19 protein-coding genes are annotated in these 17,493 nt (G+C 66.5%); 8 read left to right on the forward strand and 11 right to left on the reverse strand.

The window, feature by feature from the left end; translation table 11 throughout:
• The first annotated feature begins 73 nt into the window (after positions 1 to 73).
• Both ACIP5Y_RS37285 and ACIP5Y_RS37290 read left to right on the forward strand, forming a co-directional pair.
• Positions 74 to 934, forward strand: coding sequence for a ParB/RepB/Spo0J family partition protein (locus ACIP5Y_RS37285; RefSeq protein ID WP_400357171.1), 861 nt, complete (start codon positions 74 to 76; stop codon positions 932 to 934).
• Between the two features lie 156 nt (positions 935 to 1,090).
• Positions 1,091 to 2,716 (forward strand): M4 family metallopeptidase, encoded by a 1,626-nt coding sequence (locus ACIP5Y_RS37290; protein ID WP_400357173.1) that lies wholly within the window; start codon positions 1,091 to 1,093, stop codon positions 2,714 to 2,716.
• A gap of 58 nt (positions 2,717 to 2,774) precedes the next feature.
• On the opposite strand, the gene ACIP5Y_RS37295 is transcribed toward ACIP5Y_RS37290, so the two are convergent.
• Positions 2,775 to 4,550, reverse strand: a complete 1,776-nt coding sequence (locus tag ACIP5Y_RS37295) for a cutinase family protein (protein ID WP_400357175.1) — start codon at positions 4,548 to 4,550, stop codon at positions 2,775 to 2,777.
• Positions 4,551 to 4,757: 207 nt separating this feature from the next.
• On the opposite strand from ACIP5Y_RS37295, the gene ACIP5Y_RS37300 reads away from it, so the two are divergent.
• Positions 4,758 to 4,925 carry a hypothetical protein gene (locus ACIP5Y_RS37300; RefSeq protein ID WP_400357177.1) on the forward strand — a complete coding sequence of 56 codons (168 nt, stop codon included), beginning with the start codon at positions 4,758 to 4,760 and terminating at the stop codon, positions 4,923 to 4,925.
• Here ACIP5Y_RS37300 and ACIP5Y_RS37305 read toward each other — a convergent pair.
• Genes ACIP5Y_RS37305 through ACIP5Y_RS37315 form a run of 3 tightly spaced genes read right to left on the reverse strand, consistent with a single transcriptional unit; the run spans position 4,905 to position 7,949 of the window.
• Positions 4,905 to 6,314 (reverse strand): rhodanese-like domain-containing protein, encoded by a 1,410-nt coding sequence (locus ACIP5Y_RS37305; RefSeq protein ID WP_400357179.1) that lies wholly within the window; start codon positions 6,312 to 6,314, stop codon positions 4,905 to 4,907. The genes ACIP5Y_RS37300 and ACIP5Y_RS37305 overlap by 21 nt on opposite strands.
• Positions 6,315 to 6,333: 19 nt before the next feature.
• Complete coding sequence (locus ACIP5Y_RS37310) at positions 6,334 to 7,134, reverse strand: sulfite exporter TauE/SafE family protein (protein ID WP_400357181.1); 801 nt, start codon at positions 7,132 to 7,134, stop codon at positions 6,334 to 6,336.
• Positions 7,131 to 7,949 carry a GntR family transcriptional regulator gene (locus ACIP5Y_RS37315; protein ID WP_400357183.1) on the reverse strand — a complete coding sequence of 273 codons (819 nt, stop codon included), beginning with the start codon at positions 7,947 to 7,949 and terminating at the stop codon, positions 7,131 to 7,133. The genes ACIP5Y_RS37310 and ACIP5Y_RS37315 overlap by 4 nt, the downstream gene beginning before the upstream one ends.
• A 108-nt stretch (positions 7,950 to 8,057) precedes the next feature.
• Between ACIP5Y_RS37315 and ACIP5Y_RS37320 the strand changes: the two genes are divergently transcribed.
• Entirely contained in the window at positions 8,058 to 9,260 is a 1,203-nt protein-coding gene (locus ACIP5Y_RS37320; RefSeq protein WP_400357185.1) for an FAD/NAD(P)-binding oxidoreductase, read from the forward strand.
• A 28-nt stretch (positions 9,261 to 9,288) separates the two neighbouring features.
• Here the strand turns inward: ACIP5Y_RS37320 and ACIP5Y_RS37325 are convergent, their stop codons facing one another.
• On the reverse strand, positions 9,289 to 9,516 hold the full coding sequence (locus ACIP5Y_RS37325) for a hypothetical protein (RefSeq protein ID WP_400357187.1): 228 nt from the start codon (positions 9,514 to 9,516) through the stop codon (positions 9,289 to 9,291).
• Positions 9,517 to 9,637: 121 nt separating this feature from the next.
• Between ACIP5Y_RS37325 and ACIP5Y_RS37330 the strand changes: the two genes are divergently transcribed.
• A complete protein-coding gene (locus ACIP5Y_RS37330; protein WP_400357189.1) occupies positions 9,638 to 10,531 on the forward strand; it encodes an SAM-dependent methyltransferase in 894 nt (297 codons plus the stop codon).
• Here ACIP5Y_RS37330 and ACIP5Y_RS37335 read toward each other — a convergent pair.
• Entirely contained in the window at positions 10,512 to 11,084 is a 573-nt protein-coding gene (locus ACIP5Y_RS37335; protein ID WP_400357191.1) for a TetR/AcrR family transcriptional regulator, read from the reverse strand. The genes ACIP5Y_RS37330 and ACIP5Y_RS37335 overlap by 20 nt on opposite strands.
• 126 nt (positions 11,085 to 11,210) lie before the next feature.
• Here ACIP5Y_RS37335 and ACIP5Y_RS37340 point away from each other — a divergent pair, with 126 nt between their 5' ends.
• A complete protein-coding gene (locus tag ACIP5Y_RS37340; RefSeq protein ID WP_400357193.1) occupies positions 11,211 to 12,653 on the forward strand; it encodes an MFS transporter in 1,443 nt (480 codons plus the stop codon).
• Between the two features lie 18 nt (positions 12,654 to 12,671).
• On the opposite strand, the gene ACIP5Y_RS37345 is transcribed toward ACIP5Y_RS37340, so the two are convergent.
• Positions 12,672 to 13,712, reverse strand: a complete 1,041-nt coding sequence (locus tag ACIP5Y_RS37345; protein WP_400358047.1) for an NAD(P)-dependent alcohol dehydrogenase — start codon at positions 13,710 to 13,712, stop codon at positions 12,672 to 12,674.
• Between the two features lie 73 nt (positions 13,713 to 13,785).
• Positions 13,786 to 14,265, reverse strand: a complete 480-nt coding sequence (locus tag ACIP5Y_RS37350) for a hypothetical protein (RefSeq protein ID WP_400357195.1) — start codon at positions 14,263 to 14,265, stop codon at positions 13,786 to 13,788.
• A 145-nt stretch (positions 14,266 to 14,410) separates the two neighbouring features.
• Here ACIP5Y_RS37350 and ACIP5Y_RS37355 point away from each other — a divergent pair, with 145 nt between their 5' ends.
• Complete coding sequence (locus tag ACIP5Y_RS37355) at positions 14,411 to 15,019, forward strand: DUF3159 domain-containing protein (RefSeq protein ID WP_400357196.1); 609 nt, start codon at positions 14,411 to 14,413, stop codon at positions 15,017 to 15,019.
• Here the strand turns inward: ACIP5Y_RS37355 and ACIP5Y_RS37360 are convergent.
• From ACIP5Y_RS37360 to ACIP5Y_RS37370, 3 genes are read right to left on the reverse strand one after another with little or no spacing between them, the layout of a single operon-like run.
• On the reverse strand, positions 14,991 to 15,878 hold the full coding sequence (locus ACIP5Y_RS37360; RefSeq protein ID WP_400357198.1) for an SMP-30/gluconolactonase/LRE family protein: 888 nt from the start codon (positions 15,876 to 15,878) through the stop codon (positions 14,991 to 14,993). The genes ACIP5Y_RS37355 and ACIP5Y_RS37360 overlap by 29 nt on opposite strands.
• A gap of 34 nt (positions 15,879 to 15,912) precedes the next feature.
• Entirely contained in the window at positions 15,913 to 16,494 is a 582-nt protein-coding gene (locus ACIP5Y_RS37365; RefSeq protein ID WP_400357200.1) for a carboxymuconolactone decarboxylase family protein, read from the reverse strand.
• Entirely contained in the window at positions 16,494 to 16,820 is a 327-nt protein-coding gene (locus tag ACIP5Y_RS37370; RefSeq protein WP_400357202.1) for a hypothetical protein, read from the reverse strand. Before ACIP5Y_RS37370 ends, ACIP5Y_RS37365 begins: the two co-directional genes overlap by 1 nt.
• Positions 16,821 to 16,852: 32 nt before the next feature.
• Here ACIP5Y_RS37370 and ACIP5Y_RS37375 point away from each other — a divergent pair, with 32 nt between their 5' ends.
• Complete coding sequence (locus ACIP5Y_RS37375; RefSeq protein WP_400357204.1) at positions 16,853 to 17,473, forward strand: class I SAM-dependent methyltransferase; 621 nt, start codon at positions 16,853 to 16,855, stop codon at positions 17,471 to 17,473.
• Positions 17,474 to 17,493 lie beyond the last annotated feature (20 nt).

Here is a 17,493-nt window from a genome sequence, read left to right on the forward strand (position 1 = left end):
GCTGTGAAATATTGCTGACCGCACCACGCGCGCAACGGAATGTAATCTCAGCCGCACTGCAGGGAGTACCGCCGTGAACGAACACAGGATGGACGCGGACTACGACTACGACGTGACGAAGGTGCGAGTTCCCGACATAATCGTCGAGATCTCCATCGACTCGATAGATATCAGCGGTGCGCTACGGGTGCGTGCCGAGGATTCCGCCCATACCGAGGTGCTGGCGGGAACCGGGTCGGAGTTACCCCCGATCCTGGTGCACCGGCAGACGATGCGGCTGATCGACGGCGCGCATCGGCTGGAAGCGGCGAAATCCAAGGGTGCGAGCCTTATTCGGGCGCGCTTCTTCGACGGCACCGAGGAAGAGGCTTTCGTGCTCGCGGTGCGGGCCAATATCGCGCACGGCCTGCCGCTGTCGATCATCGAGCGCAAGGCCGCCGCCCTGCGCATCATGCGGATGTATCCGATGTGGTCGGATCGGAAGGTGGCCGAGGTGACCGGGCTCGACCACAAGACCGTCGGTGCGGTGCGCCGGCTTTCGACTGGGGAAGTTCCCCAGACTGGACATCGGCTGGGTCGGGATGGTCGCCTCCGCCGGGTGCGGGTGCCTGCGGGGAATGCTCAGCGGCACAGTAACACTCGCGACGAAGCGGGCGCGGAGCGCGTCGAGGTCAGGCCCGCCGCGGCGGAGCGCGTGTGCACCAGGGCGGTGCTGCAGAGCCTGCGCCGCGATCCGTCGCTGCGGCTCACCGAATCCGGGCGCACGCTGCTGCGCTGGCTCGACGCCGGCCCCCGGACGCCGATGCAATCGGCCGATCTGGCCGACCGGATTCCGGAACACTGCCTGAACCTGATCCTGGATGTGGCCCGGCAGAACGCGGCCGACTGGCAGAATTTCGCAGCACGAATCGGTGACCGATTGCAATGCCGGTGAGAATGTATTTCGCCGTTCGCGCAACGGAATTCCCCAGTTTTCCCCAGTCGATTCGGACACTGTGAATGTGGTTCTACTTGAATCATGAAATCCATTAATCGAAGGCCCGGCCTCACCACGGCGTTGGTGATCGCTTCAGTGGCAATAGTTTTCGCAATGAGCTCGGGTGTCACGGCCCAGCCGCCGACCACTCCGGGAACCTCGGATCTCGGAGCCGCGCCGAAGGAGGTATTCAAGGATCCGCAGGGCATGGTCACCCAGGTCGTGCCCAAGGACCCGGTGCCGGCCCCGGCGGGCACCCCGTCCGACGCCACCGCCCAGGCGCAGGCACAGTCGGACAAGGTCAAGCAGGTTTTCGAAGCCGCCCCGGTCGGCAATCTCATTGTCGACCAGGTGTTCCCGGTCGGTGACGGTTCCACCGTGCGCATGCGACAGGAGATCGACTCGATACCGGTCTTCGGCGCCTCGGTGGCGCAGTCGCTGGCCGCCGACGGCTCCCTCATCTCGGTGACCGGCGCACTGACCCAGAAGTCACAGGGCACGTTCCCGGAGGGCGCCGGGACTCCGCCCGCCGAGGTGTCGAAGACCGCGCTGCAGGCGATCGCCGATCAGACCCAGCAGCCGGTCGACCATTACGCCGTCACCGAGGTGAAGGCGAATTGGTACGACCCGAAACTGGCCGCCGTCGAGGACGCGGCGAGCGTGGCCGTTCCCGCGTTCAAGGTAGCGGTCAAAGACCCTGGTGAAAAGGGCGGGCGGCCCGGAGAATGGGTCGTATTCGTCGATGCCGGCAATACCGGAAAGGTCCTCGACAGCTGGGGCGAGACCAAACAACTGAACCGTGTCGTCTGCGATGCCGCGCGGGCAGTGGTCGACCTGGACAGCCAGCAGGATCCGACGGAATGCGGGACCTCGAACGGCTTCCCGGCCACCAGGGCGGAAGGGCAGAGCCCGGCCTCGATCACCGATGTCGACAATATCTACGACTACTTCGGCGCCACCGAGAAGTTCTATCAGGGTTACACCCCGCTGAAGAATCTCACCGATTTGATCGGCGCCGATACCGGTGACGGTAATGGAAAAGCCTTGCGTGGCACCGTCCGTATCTGCTCACCCGATCAGTGCCCGTACGCCAATGCCTTCTGGAACAACGACCACATGGCTTATGGCGAAGGTGTCACCACCGACGACATCACCGGCCACGAACTCACCCACGGCGTGACGCAGCATGTGAACGGTCTCGTCTACCGCAATGATTCGGGCGCCATAAACGAATCGATGTCGGATGTCTTCGGACAGTTCGTCTTCATCACCAATGCCGGCCCGTACTACAACGCGGGCACCCGCTGGCAGCTCGGCAATGGGAGCGTCCTGGGCGTGATCCGCGATATGAAGGATCCCAAGTCGCACAAACAGCCCGACAGCTATCAGGGGCAGTACTGGTATTCCGCCACCAACCCCAATGACCCGCGGCAGCAGTCGGCGCTCGTGCACACCAACAGCGGCGTCGGAAACAAGGCGGCGCAACTGATTACGGACGGCGGCAGCCTCAACGGCCAGACCGTCGCCGGCATCGGCCTCGAGAAGGCCGCCCAGCTGTACTGGACCACCCAGACGCTGCTGACCGGCAATGCCACCTACCGGACCTTGGGAACCGCACTCGCCACCGCGTGCAAGACCAACGTCCAGAACAACGTCGCCGGGACGACCGCCGATGACTGCGCCCAGGTGGTCAATGCCACCAAGGCCGTCCAGATGCCGTCGCTCGACCGCACCACATAACCCACCCGCACAAACAGGAGGCCGGTCCCTCGGGACCGGCCTCCTCTTCGTATGTGTCTCAACCCGCGTGCCCGATCTCGAGATTCAGCTGATCGCCGAGCCACTGGATGGCATTGCGGCCGTCCTGGTCGACCACGAGCGAGCCGTAATCCGCGTGCACACCGGATGCGAAGAAGTCCGCCGCGCTCAGACCCTCGTCGATGAGGGCGACCGGATCGACGTGCTCGGCAGGGGCGGTGAAAGCGGCGAGCGCACCGGTCAGGTCGAGATGGCCGATCTGCTGAGCGGCGTCGGTCAGGAGGTCCAGACCGGCGGACGCCCAATCGGCCGGATCGGGATCCTGCTGTATCCGGTCGATGATTCCGGCAATCCGGGAGGTGTCCACCTGGGAGAGCAGCGAAGTCACCGCCGCGGCGAGCCGCGCGCACGGGCCGGGGAACATCGACAGAATCTGCGAGAGCCATTGCGGATCAACGGCATCGGCCAGTTCGAGCAACGGCTTGAATTGACCTGCCAGCTGACCGGCGACCGCCAGCGCGCCCGGAGCATCCAGCGCGGCGACCTTCTTGGGCAGCAGCGCGAGATTGCTCAGGATGCCCGGAATATCGAGCGTGCCGATCTTGGCGACGGCATCGATCGTCTGCTGAACCAGCACAGCGGGTTTCAGCCCCGCCAGCGTCCCGGCCGCCGCGGCGAGAGTATCGGCCGGAGTGGCGACGAGCGGTGCGATCAGCCGGCCGAGCCGGTCGGCTGCGGTCGTCAACGGCACCGCCTGGGCCGAACCGGTCTGGAGCATCCCGACACCGGTACTCAACAGTGACCCCGCGGTATCGGCGATCGTGCGCACCGTCGAGACCACACCGGACAGGTCGGATTGCCGCGCCGTGGTGAGGACCTGTCCGGCGTCGTTCTCGGCCGTTCCCGCCGGTGCGGCGGTCAATCGGGACAGGGTCGCCGGGCCGGCCGCGCCGGAGCCGAGCAGATCGGCGAGCGGGTCGATGGTGTCGGCCAGCTTGTCCGCGCTGTCGCGTAATCGGCCCAGCTCGATGCCGCCGGGTGTGGTGAGCGCGGCATTCAGATCACCGACGGTAGTGGCCGTGCCTGCCAGGTCCGCCTTCGAGAAATCCGAGGTGAGTGTCTTGGCCAGCCTGGAATTGTCGCCGCTGCTGAGGGTTTTGCCGAGCAGTGAGCCCAGATACCCGAGGAGTGGATTGGCGCCCTTCTGGATCGAGCAGTACAGGTCCCCGGGGTGGCAGATCGAGAAGACCCGCCCCGCAAGCGATCCCATGCCCTGCGGTCGCGGATCGGCGATACCGGTGCCGGGAGTGGGCGGTCCCACCACGCTCTCGCCGCGGGTGCCCGCGCCGGGATCGGCGAGCAGGCCGACGGCCAGCACCCGGTCGGCGGGCACCGGACCCTGGTCGTTCCCGATCGCGGAGGCGAGATCGCCCGCCGCGTCCGCGCCCTGGCTGTAACCGCTGATCGTGAATTCGGCTGCGGGGCAGCGACTGCTGTAGTCGCGCAGGACCTGCTGCGCATTGTTCAGCGCGGTGCTCTTGCTGTCGGCGTAGGTGTAACCGTTGTCGAAGGCGCGGGCCATATAGGGGACGAAGTAGATATCGGTGTCCGAGCCGTGTTCGCGGCGAACGGCTTCGGCGGCCGGCCCGAGCATGCCGCGGGGCTGTGCGGGGTCGGCGGCTTCATCGGTTTCCCAGGTGCCGGGGATGAACAGGTTGAAGGTGGCGGCGCATTCGGCCGGCGGTGCGGGGACGGCGGCGGTGGCGGTCGCTGCCGAACCGACTGCGAGACAAGCGGTCACGATCGTTGCGGCCATGCGATGCGGGCATGAACGAGTCAGCGGCGTGGAATTCATGTTCCAGTAGAACCATATTCGATCATCCCCGGCGACTGGGGATTGACTGGGGAGACGGCGCTGGATCAATTCCGGCGAGCGCTGTTACCTTCGTCTGGGCATCCACCGATCGGATGCGTCAGTTCAAATACTGTTCCGAGACAGGCGGTTCGAATCATGCATACACTCATGAGCGCAATGGATGCAGTCAACTATATTGCCGGCGGAACCGGAAACAACGGCCAGTACACGCCCGGTGGCGGCAGCGGGCTCTCCGGCAGCGGCTCCTCCGGAATCGGCATCGGACTCATCAAATTGCTGCTGGGCGTGTTCAGTTCATTCCTCGGCAGTTTCTGAACCGGGTGTGGCGGCCATGGCCTCCGACCACGCGGCGTATCCACCGAGCAGATCGGTGGTCGCCGAATGCCCTTGGGCACGAAGGAGACTGGCCGCCACACTCGAACGCCAGCCGCTCTGGCAATGCACGACCACGGGCCTGCCGTCCGGCACCTCGGCACCTCGCCGGGCCAGCTCGGCGAGCGGAATGTGCAGCGACCCGGCAATGTATCCCGATTCCCGTTCACCGAGGTTCCGGACATCGAGCAGGGTTATGGAATCCTGCCGGAGCAAGTCCGCCAGTTCGGCGACCGTGACGCGATCGGTATGCTCGACGAATTCGGAAAGTGAAGCGGGGAAGGCGGATCCGGATTCGCCCGAGCGGGTGTCGTAAACACCGACGACATTGTCGTATCCGATGCGGGACAGACGCAGCAGGGCTTCCTGCTCGTGCCCGGGATTCGTGACGGCGAGAATCGGGTCGCCGATATCCGCCACCATTCCACACGTTTCCGCGAATCGGCCGCCGAGCCCGACATTCACCGAGCCCGCGAGATGACCGACCGCGAATTCCTCGGGTGCCCGGGTGTCGATCACGAATGCGCCTGCCCCGCTCAGCACATCGCGGAGTTCGGCGTCGGTGAGCGCGGGAACGGTCCGGGCACTGTCGAAGAGGGTGTGAACCCGCCGATTGAGGTCGGCATCGGTGCTGAAATAGCCGGGAACCGCAGGCTGACCCGAGGTGATGAGGGCGACGAAATCATCCTCGGTCATCGGCTGCACGGCCGGATTCGTCAGGCGCTGTTCGCCGATGGTCGACACCAGGGCCGCCGACAGGTTCTTGCCGCACGAGGATCCGGCGCCGTGCGCGGGCATCACCTGGACGTGGTCGGGCAGGGCGAGCAGCGTCTCATGGATCGTGCCGTACATGGCGCGCGCCAGATCGGTATTGCTGGTGCCGCCCAGATTCGCGAGATCCGGGCGGCCGACATCCCCGATGAACAGCGAGTCGCCGGTCAGCACGGCAATGGGTGCGGCGCGGTCCCGGACCAGCAGACTGATCGACTCCCAGGTATGCCCGGGCGTGGAGAGAACCTCGAGCTCGACCGCGCCGAGCGAGATCCGCTCGCCGTGGCGGAGCCGGCGGATCGGGAAGTCGGTCTCCGCGGCCTCGCCGAACCCGATCCACGCACCGGTGGCAGCGGCCAGTTCGAGATGGCCGGAGACGAAGTCGGCGTGGAAGTGGGTATTGATGACACCCTCGATCCGCAGTCCGTGCTGGTGCGCATCCGCGAGGTACTCGTCCACATCACGCCGCGGGTCGACGATGATCGCCCGGCCGGTCTCCTCGTCTCCGATGAGGTACGAGGCGTGGGAGAGACACTGCAGGTAGAACTGTTCCAGAATCATGCGTGAACTCCATTCTGTGTTACGGCAGTAGCCCGAAACTACGAGCGCCCACGTAACCGGCCACTACTAGCAACATCGCCGCGAAGCTGCGAGTCAGTACGGATTCGGAGGTGCGCTGGGAAATGACCTTGCCGACGACGGATCCGAGGATCGCGACCACGGTGACCGGCAAGACCACCGACCACTCGATCGGCTGATGACCGATCCGGGCCAGCAACGCGGTCGCCGAGTTGAGCGAGACCACGAGCAGCGAGGTGCCGACCGCGACCGGCATGGGATAGCCGAGCAGGATCACCAGCACCGGAACGATCACGAATCCGCCTCCGACGCCGAAGAACCCGGTCAGGCCCCCGATGAGGACACCGGCGAGCACGACCTCGACCGCGCCTCGGACCGGCGCTCCCCGCTCGGACCGCGCGCGGCCGTGCGATGGGCCCGCCGCGGACGTCGACCGGGTCAGCCGCGACTTCGACCGGTAGAGCAACGACAACGCCACCACGAGCATCAAGACCGAGAACGATGCCAGCGCCGTATTCGCGGGTATCAGCCGGCCGAAAGCCGTTCCGCCCCACGCCGCGAGCGCTCCCACCGCCCCGAGCGCGATACCCGCGCGCCATCGCACATGGCCGGCGCGGGCATGACCGGCAACGGCCACCACCGCGGAGATCCCGACGATCACCAGGCTCTGGGTGATCGCCGTCGAGAGCGGCTGCTGCAGCAGATACACCAGCGCGGGCACGGTGATGATCGACCCGCCGCCACCGAGCGCACCCAGGCATACTCCGATACACGCGCCGATCACGGACGCGATGACGATCAACGCGTCCCCTGACCGGCATACGAAAGATCCTTGGGCGCAGCAAGATCGACGGTGTAGCCCGACCGCGCCGAGAAGCTGGCCAGGACGCTGAAGCGATCGCCCCGGATCAAGGACATGCGCCACTCGAGCGGCATGCCATTGGCCGCACCCACCCGGTCGACCCGCATCGCGGCGATCTCCGGGCCGATCTCCAATAGTCGCTGCTGGGCGGGAGTGGGCACCACCGCGCGGATCTGCTCATGGCCGTCGGTCAGCCGGACACCGCAGCGGGTGGAGAGCTCTTCGTAGAGCGAGGTGTGCGAGAAGTCGGCATCGAGCAGCGGAAGCGCGATCGAGGCCGGGAGCCAGGCGCAATCGAGGGCCAGCGGCTGTTCGTCGGCCAGCCGCAACCGTTCCAGATAGACCAGTGGCGTCGACTCTTCGAGTCCCAGCCGCACCGCCGCATGGGCGTCGGCCCGTACATCCAGACGCCGGACGATGCTGCGCTGGCGCTGCTCGGCGGCCTCGACGGATTCGAACAGACTGTAGAGCGCGCCCAGCGGCTGGGTGATCTCCGCCGGTTCGGCGAGCTTGGCGGGCCGGCCGCGGCTCGCGGTGACCACCCCGTCCTCCCGCAGTCCGCGCAGGGCCTCACGCACGGTGTGGCGGCTGACGCCGTAGTCGTCGCGCAGTTCCAGCTCGCCCGGAAAGTGCTCGGCGAACTCGCCTTCGCGCAGCCGGCGCCGCAGGTCGGCCTGCAGTTGCCGCCACAGGGTGGCGCCCGCCTCGCGCGGCAGCGGACGGGCGGGGGCCTTGTCCGGGTTGGTGGGCGGCATCGGATCTCCTGCGGTTTTGGCGGCGTCTTGCGGGTCAGGCTAATGTACGGACATTAGAAATCATAATGTACGGACATATTGACGATCGGCAGGGGAGAGGTAGTAGTGATGCCCGCACACGCTCTACGTCACGAAATCGTCGTTCTGGGCGGCGGTAGCGCCGGAATCAGCGTCGCCGCGCGGCTGCGGCGGCGAGGCCGGGAAGTCTGCGTCATCGACCCGGCGGTCACGCACTACTACCAGCCGCTGTGGACCCTCGTCGGCGGCGGCTGCGCCGGCATGGGCGAGAGCGGCCGGCCGCAGGCCTCGGTCATGCCGAAGGGGACGGACTGGATCCGGCGAGCCGCCGAGGGCATCGACCCGTACCAGCGGCAGGTCACCCTCGACGACGGCACCGTGATCGGCTACCGGCGCCTCGTCGTCTGCCCCGGAATCCAGATCCATTGGGACGCAATCCCCGGAATGCGCGAGGCCCTCGCCGGCCCCCGCGCATCGAGCAACTATGCCCGCGAACTCGCACCCAAGACCTGGGAGCTGATCCGCAATATGCGTTCGGGCACCGCGGTTTTCACCATGCCCAGCGGCCCGGTCAAGTGTGCGGGCGCGGCGCAGAAGATCGCCTACCTGGCCTGCGATCACTGGCGCCGAGTCGGTGCGTTGCAGGACATTCGCGTCGTCCTGATCATGCCCACCCCGGCCATGTTCGGGCTCGCGGCCTTCGCCGCCGAACTGGAGCGCACAGCGGCCGGTTACGGCATCGAAGTGCACCTGAACAGCGAACTCGTCCAGGTCGATCCCGATGGGCGGCGGGTCACGGTCGTGGACAACACGACCGGGACCGCCGACTCGATCACCTACGACATGCTGCACGTGGTGGCGCCCCAATCGGCGCCGGACTGGCTCGGGTCCTCCTCGCTGTCCGACCCGGACAGTACGGCCGGTTGGGTCGACGTCGACCGATACACGCTGCAACACAACCGGTTTCCCGAAATCTTCGCCCTGGGCGATGTGTCGTCCACGCCGAACGCGAAAACCGGTGCCGCCGTACGCAAACAGGCCCCCGTCGTGGTCGACAACCTGCTCGCCACCCTCCGATCCAGACCCTTGCCCGCACGCTACAACGGCTACGGCTCATGCCCCCTGACCACTTCGCGAAAGACCATGCTCCTAGCCGAGTTCGACTACAGCGGCACCCACACCCCGTCCTTCCCCCTCATCGACACCACCAGATCGCGCCGCGACATGTGGTACCTGAAGCGATACGGACTCCCCTTCTTCTACTGGAACCTGATGCTCCGCGGTCGCGCATAGCCCTGGCCGGTGGGCGCGGCGGCCCCGATCACTGTTGGCTGTCCGATCCCGGGTAGTCGCGCGAGTTGTCGGTGTTGTCATCGGATCCGTCGTTGTCCTGCATATCGGTGCAGTACGGATTGTCGGCGGTGGGGTAGGGGCAGACGCCGGTGTTGGGGTCCGGGCTGTCGGGGTCGGCGGTGGCGATGCCGGTGGTGAGGATCGATATCGGGATGCACAGGGTGGCGAACAGTGCAGCCGGGCGTAGAGACCGCATGGTGCCTCCTCATGTTGTTCGGGATGAACACGGAGCGACACTTCGAGACTCAAAATAGCCGACTATTTGCTTCCGTGATCGAGGGGCAAGGTTGTCGGTGGTGCGGCCTAAGGTGGGGCAGGTGACGATCAACGGTTCCAGCTCATCCAGCGACGCTGTGCCTACCGGCGTCGGACGTACTGCGCTCATGGTCGCCGCTATGCGGGCGGCTGAGACTCGGCGAGCGGATCGGCTCTTCGAAGATCCATACGCGGACGACTTTCTAGAGGCCAGCGGGGGTGATCCGTTCGGGAGCGAAAATGCCGGGGGCGGCGATGGTTTCGCGGATATCTGGTCGAATTTCGCCAACTACGCGCCGATTCGGACGCGGTTCTTCGATGAGTATCTGCGCGACGCCACACGGGGGATTCGGCAGGTGGTGATTGTGGCTGCGGGGCTGGACACTCGGGCGTTCCGGCTGGGGTGGCCGTCCGATGTCACTGTGTACGAGCTGGACTCGGCGGAAGTGCTCGGATTCAAGCAGCGGGTGCTCGATGGTCGGAGCGCGAAGCCGGAGGGGCGGCGGGTCGCGGTTGCGGTGGATCTGCGGGAGGAGTGGGGGCCGGCCTTGCTCGCGGCCGGATTCGATCCGGGGGAGCCGTCGGCCTGGCTGGTGGAGGGGCTGGTCAGTTACCTGACTCCCGAGCAGAACGACCGATTGCTGGGTGCGATCAGTGCGCTGGCCGTTGCGGGGAGCCGGATTTCTGTCGAATACCTGCACGTCGATGCCGTGGCACTCATGGGGCGGGCGATGAGCGCGGCCGCGGGAAGTGACGTCGAGTCGATGTGGACGGGCTGTGGAATCGGCGAGGCCTCGGGGGCGTGGCTGGATCGGTTCGGCTGGGACTCCGAGGCTTTCGACGCGTTCGAGCGGGCGACCGCCTATGGGCGCGAGCTACCGCCGCTCGGTGATACTCCGATCGACCGGTTCACCGCGGCCGCTCGGAACGGGTTCGTCATCGCCCGGCGGCGGTGACGCGGAGGCCGTCGAGGGTCACGGCGAGGAGGCGTTCGGCCGCATCGGGGGTCGTCTCGCAGGCGACGCCGATGCCGTGACCGAACCTGAGCAAATCGCGGGATTCGACATCGGAGCGGATTGCGCCTGCGTCCCGACCGGCTTGCAGCAGGGCCTCGGCGGCCTCGTTGAGCGCCGTCCGGCACAGGGTGAAGGTGGGGGAGTCATGGTCCATGCCGGCTTTCAGGGTGGTGGCGAGGATGCGGTTGGCCATCACCCACTGCACCTGTTCCCGTAACCACTCCTCCAAAGCCGTGACCGGCGAGTGGGTTTCGAGCAGCTCGTGGGCGCGGGCGCTCAATTGCTCGATATTGGAACGGTAGACGGCCTCGATCAGCACGTCTCGATTCGAGAAGTGCCGGTACAGCGTGCCGATGCCGACGCCGGCCCGGCGCGCGATCTCTTCCAGCGGCGCGTCGGGGCCCAGCTCGGCGAAGGCCTGCTGGGCGATCGACACGATCCGCTCGTAGTTCCGGCGTGCGTCGGCGCGCATCGGTTTGGACGGTGCTTCCACGAACCCTCCAGTAGAAAACGGATGGACCCTCCGGATAGACTTGCGTAAATGGAGGAACCCTCCATATGATAGCTCCATCGGAAACGGAGGATCCCTCCGTTTGATTTCCATTCGTTGGAGCTTTCCTTGTCGACCAGCCTTTCCTCGAACGCTGCCGTCACCGGCACGCGAGTCGCCCCGCCCCCCGACAGCCGACTTCGATCGAACTTGGTGCTGGTCACGCTGCTGACCTGCCAGTTGATGATCGTCCTCGACATCACGGTGATGAATGTGGCGCTGCCCCGCATCCAGGCCGACCTGCACTTCAGCGCGACCGGCCTGTCCTGGGTGATGAACGCCTACACCCTGGTCTTCGGCGGGCTGCTACTGCTCGGCGGCCGCGCCGGCGATCTGTTCGGCCGCCGCACGCTCTTCATCGCCGGCGCGACCCTTTTCACCCTGGCCTCACTCGCGGGCGGCCTCGCGCCCTCCGCTGCCTGGCTACTCGCCGCGCGGGTCCTGCAGGGCATCGGCGGGGCCATGGCCGGACCCAGCACTCTCGCCCTGCTGACCACCATCTTCCGTGAACCCAAGGCCCGCATTCGCGTGCTCGCACTGTTCTCCGGCATGTCCAGCGCGGGCTTCGCCATCGGCCTCATCGTCGGCGGCCTGCTCACCGAATGGTTGAGCTGGCGCTCGGTGCTGTTCATCAATGTGCCCTTCGGACTCCTGGTCGTGGTACTGGCCCTGCGCTATCTGCCCCGCGCCGAACGCCAGTCCGCCCACCTCGACCTGCCCGGCGCGATCACCGCGACCAGCGGCGTGGCCGCCCTCGTCTACGGCTTCATCAGCGCGGCCTCGCACGGCTGGGGCAATGCGACCACCGATATCTCACTGGCGGCCGGCGTCGCGCTGATCGCCGCCTTCCTCGTCATCGAATCGCGTTCGGCCCAACCGCTGCTGCCCTTGCACCTGTTCCGCGACCGCAATCGCGCCACCGCCTACGCCAGCATGTTCCTGGCCCCCATGGCCGGCATGTCGATGTTCTTCTTCCTCACCCAGTTCCTGCAGGACGTCCTCGGATTGAGCGCGCTGGCAACGGGATTCGCCTTCCTGCCCACCGCATTGCTGATGTTCACCATGATCCGCACGATTCCGCGCCTGCTACCGCGCTTCGGCCCGAAGCCGCTGACCATGACCGGTACGGCGTCCATGGTCGCCGGACTGATCCTGCTGACCCAGCTGACCGACAGCAGCGGCTACTTCCCGCTGCTGTTCATCGCGATGATTCTCATGGGATTCGGTATCGGCCTGGCGGTTTCGCCGCTGAACGTGATCATCATGTCGAATGTCGAGCCGCACGAAGCCGGTGCGGCGGGCGGCGCGCTGCAGACCCTGCAGCAGACCGGCGCCTCGCTCGGCCTCGCCATCCTGGTCACGATCTTCGGCACGACCTCGCGGAGCGCGGGCGGGTCCGCACAGCACGCCCTGGTCAGCGGCATGACGGCCGCCTTCGCGGCCGCCGCGGGCATTGCCGCACTGACCTTCGTCGTCGCCCTGATCTACCGGACCGCGCGTCCCGCGAACTGAATGTCCCGCGAACCGGGATCAGGAATTCGGCAGGATGACGGCCCGGCCACGGACCTTGCCGTCATGCAGATGCTGATAGGCGATCGGGGCATCGTCGATGGGGTAGGTCTCGGTATGCACCGAAATGACCCCGGCCCGAGCCAGATCCAGCACTTCGATGAGCTCGGTCCGGCTACCCCAGTACGGCGCGGTCACCGAAACCTCGTGGGGCAGGGCGCCGAAGCCTACCGGCAGAGCGCCACCGCCGATCCCGACGATGGTGACATCCGATTCGACGCGAGCACAGGCGCCGGCGGTCGTCACCGTCGGCGGCGCCCCGACGAAATCGAAGATCGCCTCGGCCCCGGCGCCACCGGTCAGCTCCCGAACCCGTTGGGCCGCTGCGGCATCGGAACGAACCGTCTCGTGCGCGCCGACCTCGCGGGCGAGCTCCAGCTTCTCGTCGCTGACATCCAGGGCGATCACCCGGGCCGGGGTCAGCGCCCGCAGGATCTGGATGGCGACGTGACCGAGCCCGCCGGCGCCGATGACGACAGCGGTCGACCCCGGAACCAGTTTCGGCAGCGAACGTTTGATGGCGTGATACGGGGTCAGGCCCGCGTCGGTCAGCGGGACCGCCTGCACCGGATCCAGATCGCCGAGCGGCACCAGATGACGCGGGTCGTCCACCAGCAGGTACTCGGCGATCGCGCCCGGTGCGCCCAGACCGGGTGGGTAGATGCCGAGATCGCGGGCCCGGAGACAGTAATTCTCCTTGCCCGCAGCACATTCGGTGCAGCGGCCGCAGCCCCACGGGCCGTAGACGGCGACGGCGTCACCCACCGCCACGGTGGTGACGCCGTCGCCGAGTTCCGCCACGACCCCTACCCCTTCGTGGCCGAGCGTCAGCGGCAGCGGGAAGCTCAACTGCTCGGCCGGCACTCCCATGATCAGGAAGTCCGAATGGCAGACGCCCGCCGCCGTCACCCGCAGCAATACCTGGCCGGGACCGGGCAGCGGTTTGGGTATCCGGACCACCTCGGGTGCGGCGCCGACCGACCGGTACTGGATGGCTTTCATCGAATCGGCCATGAGGTCGTTCCCTTCCGGTGTGGGGCAGGTTCGTACCGAGCCTAGGCCGAGGGACCGAGTGTCAGGTGAACAACGAGCCTGTCAGCGGGTTGATCCACAGCGGGAAACCATCGGCGAAACACACACTGCCGGAATTGATTCCGACCCGATGCACCTCGATATCGAGCCGCCCCGACGAGAACCGCCCGTCCGGCGCCCACTGCCGCACCTCGATGGCATGCCAGCCCAGGTTGCCTGGCGTCCACAGCACCTGCGGATCACCGTTCTGGTCCAAAGTGACCGGCTGCAACGGGGCGCCATTGTCGGTGATCTCGTATCGACTGCCGAAGGGATCGGTAATGCCCGCCTGGATGGTTTGCGGGCAGCCCATGACCGGGCCCTGACTTCCCGTGTTGTAGACGATGATGCCGACGATCTCCGCATTGGCGGGCGGAGCCGCAGGCAGCAGCACCGCCGCCGCGGAACACACCGCGACGATCAGTCCCCGCCGGCCCGCGATGCCCAGCTTGTCCCTCAGTTTCGTAATCGCTGTTTGCCGCATGGAACACCCCTCTCCACAGGTACAGGATCAATAACTGAAGCGTAGCTGTTCGGGTCTCCCGGCCAGCGGGAATCCCCTGCACGAGGGATACGGAATCCCCCGGCGGTGCGATGAATCGGGCCCGGGCCGTCATTAGCGTGAAGACATGACCCCCGCTCGCGAAGCAAATCTTTTGCCAGAGACCGTCGCCCCCGCCGATCCGGTGCGCGCGGTATTCGGGCGACGGCATGTGGTCGACGCCGTGGTCCCCAATGCCGGCTTCCTGATCGGGTACCTGACGCTCGGTGCGATGGGCGGGGTGGTCGTCGCGCTGATTCTCGCATCGGTGCTGGTCGTGGTGCGGGCGGCCGCCGGGCAGCCGCTGCGGCTGATCACCTTGTCGTTCTGCGGCGTCTTGCTGCAGGCCGGACTCGTCCTCGGGACGGGGGAGGGGCGCAACTTCTTCCTGTCCTGGCTGGCGCTCAATACCGCGCTCGCCCTGGTGTTCGCGGGCTCGCTGCTCCGCGGCCGTCCGGCTACGGCGTTCGTCGCGCGCCGCATGGACCTGCCGGACGACCTTGCGGTGCACCGCAAGTTGACCGGCTACTGGCTCGGGCTGTGGGCCTTGCACCTGGTGGTCGGCATCCCGCTGTATGTCGCGAATCAGGTTGTCGCGCTGGGGATTGCGCACTTCGTGCTCGGCCTGCCCATGCTGTTCGTGCTGGCGCTGATCTCCTGGCGGAAGGTTACGGCCGGCCGGCCCCTGGAACAGTGACCGGCAGCGTGAGGATTTCGCCGGTCCGCGGGCCGGTATTGATCCGGGTCAGGTTGTCGGTGACGCTGTCGGACTGCCGCCATTCGGCGGTCAGAATGAACAGCGTCGAGCGGTCCGGACCACCCAGCATCAACGCGAAAGGTGCGCGGTCCGCGGCCAGTTCGACCCGCTGCAGGATCTCGCCGCCCGCGGCGACCCGCACGACCGAATTCCCGCCGGTCGAAACCCACACCGCGCCTTCGGCATCGAGGCAGATACCGTCCGGGCCGAGACCCTCGGCGAAGACCCGGCGATTGGACAGGCCGCCGTCCGCGTCGATATCGAAGGCGGTGAGCCTGCCCGCGAACGATTCGGAAATGATCAGCGTCCGGTCATCGGCCGTGATGACCATGCCATTGGGGAAAGCGATGTCCCCGGCCACTTCTCGTAGCCGGCCGTCGGGGGTGAGGAGCTTGATGTAGCCGGGCTCGGGCGGCGCGCCGGCCGCGAAATCGAAGTCCGCGCCGTTCAGATAGATATTGCCGTGCGTGTCCACCACGATTTCGTTGGCGTGCTGGTCGGCATGCAGGACCAGCTGCCCGTCCGGCTCCTGGCGTCGCAGTTTGTCACCGGTCACCAGCAGCCTGCCGTCTGGGAGCCAGTCGATGGAGTAGCCCATCGGGTGACTGTCGGGATCACGGACGGCCATTACTTCGGCTTTGCCGTCCATATCGACGGCGACGACCTCGCGCGCGATCCAATTGCAGAACCACAAACGGTCCTCGTGCCATCGCGGCGACTCGGGGATTCCCAGTCCATCCAGCAATACCTTCGGCTCGACCATGACCATCTCCATTCGTTCGGCTGTCTGCTTCTTCATCAGCTAGACGAACGAGATCGCGCCATTCCGACAGTCAGCGGTAACCGCGTTTGAGCAAGAACTTTGCCCCGGACGCGAAGCCCTCGGGGCTGAGCAGTTCGAAACCGAAGGTGTCGGCGAGGCGGTTGGTGGTGTCGAATGCGGCGCAGACCGCCAGCGCGTCCTCGACCTGCTGGCGAGTGACGCCCGCCGACAACACTTCTCGCATGTCGTCGGCGGTTACCGTGCCTTCTCGGGTGAGCTTGCCGAGCATCCGCAGGGTTGCGCGCAGGCCCTCCTCGATCGGCGCCGAATCCAGATCCGCCAGCACCGCGCCGACCTTCGCGTCGTCCTGATACGCCTGTCCCGCGGTCGCGGTGTGCGCGCCGATGCAGAATGCGGAGTTGTTGACCTTGGAAACGTAAGCCGCCATCAGCTCTCGATCGCCCACCGACCAGGCGGAGGGGCCGCGCATCGCCTCGTGCGTGAACGTCTTCGCATGAGTGCCGTAGAAGTCGGGGCGGTAGAAGACCAGCTTCGCGGCATCCGGTAGTGATTGCCCGGAGAATATCCGGATGACGGCGAACAGTGCCTTGGTCGCGGGGCGGTAACCGCTGTTGAGGATTTCGAGCCGCATTATCCGGCCTCCGCACTGCCGCTGGCCTCGGCCAGGGCCGTCAGGCCCGCCTCGTACAGCCGCGTGGACCGGCCGACCGCGGTGGCTACCACCAGCTCGAAGATCTCGTCTTCGCTGCAGCCCGCTGCCTGGGCCGCCCCGAAATCCGCAGCGGTGACTTCTTGCGGCTTCGCGACCACCTTGCCGATCAGCGGCCGCAGCGACTCTGGGACGTCGGCATTGTGAAAGGCACTCTTACGCTGCTCCGGAGACGTCCTGCCCTTCCCGGTCAGGATCCGATCCACCAGGGCCTGGTGCGCTGCTCGCTTCTTGTCCGCATCCGGCACGCCTCCACCATAGTCGCTTAGCATGTGGTCGCATGGGACGTGATCGGGATGTGGGGGCCTTCGATCGGCGTGCTCCGACCTATGACGAGGGGTATCTCGGGCAAATGCATCGCGACATCGCCGCGCGGACGATTGTGCTCGCGCTGGCGGCTCGTCCGGAGCCCGGGCGGGTGCTCGATGTGGGATGCGGGACCGGGGTTGCGCTTCGTGAACTGGCTGAAAGGCTTCCGCGAGCGCGGCGGCTGATCGGGGTGGATGCGGCGGCGGGAATGGTCGAGGTAGCGCGGGAGCGGTTGGGGGACAACCGGATCGAGGTCGTGCAGGGAAAGGCCGAAGCGCTGCCGGTGGAGTCGGGGGCGTTCGATCTCGTGATCAGTATTACCTCGTTCGACCACTGGGGCGATCAAGGGGCGGGCCTGCGGGAATGCGCTCGGGCACTTACGCCTTCGGGAGTTTTCGTGCTGACGGATCTGTTCTCGCCGCTGCTGGCGCCGACGATGGTGATCGGGCGGCGCGGGCGGGCTCGCACGAGAAGGGCCGGCGCTGAACTATTGCGGCGCGCGGGGCTGGTCGAGCAGCAGTGGCACGGGGGCTTCCTCATCCGGACCGTGGTGGCATCAGCCCGGCCGCCGGAAGCCGAAACCTCCTTGTAGTTAGGAGGTTTCGGCGGTTG

Source organism: Nocardia sp. NPDC088792, assembly GCF_044750615.1.
In the GTDB taxonomy this organism is placed as follows: domain Bacteria; phylum Actinomycetota; class Actinomycetes; order Mycobacteriales; family Mycobacteriaceae; genus Nocardia.